Origin of the sequence: Kitasatospora sp. NPDC036755 (genome assembly GCF_040636595.1) — a bacterium.
Classification (GTDB): domain Bacteria; phylum Actinomycetota; class Actinomycetes; order Streptomycetales; family Streptomycetaceae; genus Kitasatospora.
On the sequence record NZ_JBEZUT010000552.1, the window covers coordinates 1 to 3,439 of the forward strand.

Here is a 3,439-nt window from a genome sequence, read left to right on the forward strand (position 1 = left end):
GGCGCGCGGGTCGGCGCCGGGGGCGTCAGGCCCGGCGGGCGTCGGCGATCCGGGCGGGGGTGGTGCCGAGCCACCAGGTCGGGTCGGCGGTGCCGTCGGTGGTGCGGCCGTCGGCGTGGACGTAGTGGCGCACGTCGCGGGCAGGCTCCGCGAACTCGCCGTTCAGGGCCCGCTCGACCCACTCGGCGCCGAAGCGGAAGACCTCGGCGGCGGTGCCGCCCAGCGGGTGGAACTCGTTCTCGTAGACGCGCAGCTCCTTGGGCGCACGGACCCGCTCGTAGTTGGCGATGGCCTGTTCCAGGACGGTGAGTTCGTCGAACTCGCCGATGCCGTACAGGACCGGGCAGGTGATCTGTCCGACCAGGTCGCCGAGCGGCATCCGGGCGGCGAGCTCGGTGTCGAAGGCGTCCTCGTCGGTGTAGCCGGCCATGAACATGTAGTTGTTCTTGAAGGTCGGCTGGGCCCGCTCGAAGATGGTGGTGAAGTCGCCGGTGACGGCCTCGAAGGCGGCCAGGGCCGCGAGGCGGGGGTCGGTGGCGGCGGCGCGGGAGCCCCAGTAGCCGCTCATGGAGATGCCGAACATGCCGATCCGGGCCGGGTCGACCTCGGGCAGCGAGGCCAGGTGGTCGATGTAGCGGCTGATCGCGCGCTCGTAGTTGGTCAGGTCGACGGTCAGTCCGTTGGCCCGGCTCTCCCCCTGGCCGGGGCCCTCGATCGACAGGGCCACGATGCCGCGGGAGGTGTAGTACCGCTCGGCCGCGTAGATGTAGTCCTCCTTGATCATGTCCATCCCCGGGCCGAGGATGACCGCCGGGGCGTTCTCGACCTTCCCCGCGGGCAGGTGCAGCAGGGCGAAGATCTGCTTCCCCTTGAAGTCGAGGACGACCCTGCGCACCCGGCCCTCGCGCAGCGCGCCCAGACGCTCGACGCAGTGGTTGGCGTGCTCCCGGAAGGCGAGCTTGCGCGGGTCGGCGGCGTCGAAGATCGAGTACTGGGCGCGGCCCCACATCACGGCGGCACGCAGGTAGAGGTCGGCGGCGGTCCGCGGGTAGCCGTTCTTCTCGTGGTGGGCGGCGCGCTCCTCGGCCTGGCCGGCGATGGTGGCCCACGCCTTGGGCAGCATCACGCCGCTCTGCACCAGGTCGAAGACCTTGTCGAAGTCGGTGTGGTCGTGGCCGAGCTGCTGCATGGTGCCCTTGGCCTGGGGGTGCAGGGCGTCGAAGCCGCCCTGGGCGAGGGCGATGTCCAGGGCCCAGCTCTGGCCGGTGGAACGAACAGTCATGACAGGTGTCCTCTCGTCGGGGTACTGGCGGACGCTGCGCCCGGCGCAGTGCCTAAGTACTTATCTATTAAGTACTTAGGCTAGAATTCCTGTCAACCCGCCCCCGCCGCACACCAGGAAGACCCCCTCATGCCGGACCAGCAGCCCGCCCCCGCCCGCCACCTGGCCCTCGACCGGCTCGCCCGTGCCGCCTACAGCCTCAGCGCCGCCGACTCCCGCCTGCGCGGACGCGCCACCCGCACCCCGGGCGCCCTCTCCCTCACCCATGCCCGCGCCCTGCGCGCGCTCGCCGACAACGGGCCGCTCCCGATCGGTCAACTCGCCGCCGCCACCGAGACCACCGGCGCGGCCACCACCCAACTGGTCAACGGCCTCGCGGCCGCCGGCTACGTCACCCGCGAACGCCCCGAGGGCGACAAGCGGTCGGTACTCGTCACCCTCACCGACACCGGCCGAGCGCGCCACGCCGAACGCCAGACCGCCCTCGCGCAAGCGCTGGACACCGCCCTCGCACACCTCGACACCCAGGCCCTGGAAGCGACGACCGACGCCCTGCGCCACCTCGCCACCATCTACGACCAGCTCTGAAAGCCACACGGCGCGATCCGAGCGCACGCCCTGAAGCCCGTTCCGGAAGGTCCGGCGCGGGGCGGCGTTCCTCCCGTACGGGTCGGGGCGCTTCGGGCGAAGCCGGTTCCTCGGGGGCCCGCACGGCGTTCGGCGCTGTCGCGTTGCCACCGGGCGTGGCCGAACGATCACCCCTCGAGCCGGTCGGCACCGGCCTGACCACGCCTGATACCTTTTCACCGCCGTGGTGCACGGGAAACCGGTCGAAGTCCGGTGCGGCCCTCGCCACTGTTGCCGCGGAGTTCCGCGGCCCTCGCCGACCGGCTCCCCCAGCGGTCGGGGCCACTGGGCGGCCCGAAGAGCCGCCCGGGAAGGTCGGCCGTGGTGCGTCGATGCGGAAGCCAGGAGACCGGCCACGGCGCGACATGTTCCACGAGGGTTTTGGAGAACACGTGCCCAGCGGTCAGCCGTACCCGTTTCCGTCCATATGCTCCGTTCGTCCCACCCGCCCCGCGCGTCCGGCAGGTCCGGCACGTGTGCGCCGGACGGTCGCGGCCGTCCTGTTCGTCGGCGCGCTCGGCGGCTGCGCCGGCGCCCCGGCGCCCGTCGCGGCCGGCGGATCGACCGGGAGTGCCGCGCCGGTCAGCGTGGACAACTGCGGGACCACCGTGTCGGTCGGCGCGCCGCCCGCCCGGCTGGTGACGCTCAACCAGGGTGCCACCGAGGTGGCCCTGGCCCTCGGCCTGGAGTCCCGCATGGCCGGTACCGCCTACCTCGACGACGCCGTCCCGGGGAAGTGGAAGACGGCCTACGAGTCCGTCCCGGTGCTCTCCAAGGAGTACCCGACGAAGGAGAAGCTCCTCGCGGCCCGTCCCGACTTCCTGTACGCCTCCTACGCCAGCGCGTTCACCGACAAGGTCGCGGGCTCCCGGGAGGAACTGGTCGGCCAGGGCATCCCGTCGTACGTCTCCCCGTTCGGCTGCTCGGACAGGAGCAAGGCCGCGCCGACGACCTGGCAGGCGGCGTGGGGCGAACTGAACGACGTCGCCATGGTCTTCGGCGTCACGGACCGGGCCGCCGCGGTCCAGCGGGAACAGGAGGAACAACTGGCCCGGATCAGGGCGACGGCCGCGGGCAAGGGCCTGAAGGTCCTGTGGTACGACTCGGACACCAAGTCGCCGTTCGTCGGCGCCGGCCACGGCGGGCCCCAGCTGGTGCTCGACGCCGTGGGTGCCGCCAACGTCTTCGGGGACCTGCCCGGCGGCTGGCAGAACGTGAGCTGGGAGAAGGTCGTCGCGGCGGACCCGGACGCCATCGTGCTGGCGGACGCCGGCTGGGACACCGCCCAGTCCAAGATCGACTACCTGCGGAACGACCCGGTGCTGAGCAAGCTCGGCGCCGTGCGGCGCGAGGCCTTCGTGGTGGTGCCGTTCTCGGAGTCGACTCCCGGCGTGCTGCTCGCCGACGGTGCCGCCCGGGTGTCCGCGGGCCTGGGCCGGCTGCACCAGGGTTCATGGGACGGCGGCGCCGCCGCGGAAACCGTCCACTTCGGCGTCGACGGGAAGTCGTACGAGATCGACCTGTCCGTGG

At 72.2% G+C, this 3,439-nt stretch carries 3 protein-coding genes and 1 riboswitch; of the genes, 2 read left to right on the forward strand and 1 reads right to left on the reverse strand.

Annotated features, from left to right (window positions below; translation table 11 throughout):
* Positions 1 to 25: 25 nt before the first annotated feature.
* Positions 26 to 1,282, reverse strand: coding sequence for an alpha/beta hydrolase (locus tag AB0E96_RS39720; protein WP_359831528.1), 1,257 nt, complete (start codon positions 1,280 to 1,282; stop codon positions 26 to 28).
* Positions 1,283 to 1,411: 129 nt separating this feature from the next.
* Between AB0E96_RS39720 and AB0E96_RS39725 the strand changes: the two genes are divergently transcribed.
* Together AB0E96_RS39725 and AB0E96_RS39730 are read left to right on the forward strand one after the other, a co-directional pair.
* The gene (locus tag AB0E96_RS39725; RefSeq protein ID WP_359831530.1) at positions 1,412 to 1,870 is read left to right on the forward strand and encodes a MarR family transcriptional regulator; all 459 of its coding nucleotides are present in this window, start codon (positions 1,412 to 1,414) and stop codon (positions 1,868 to 1,870) included.
* 207 nt (positions 1,871 to 2,077) lie between these two features.
* Positions 2,078 to 2,282: riboswitch (cobalamin riboswitch) on the forward strand.
* 103 nt (positions 2,283 to 2,385) lie between these two features.
* Positions 2,386 to 3,439 (forward strand): ABC transporter substrate-binding protein (locus AB0E96_RS39730; protein WP_359831532.1); only part of this gene is annotated, 1,054 nt, incomplete at its 3' end.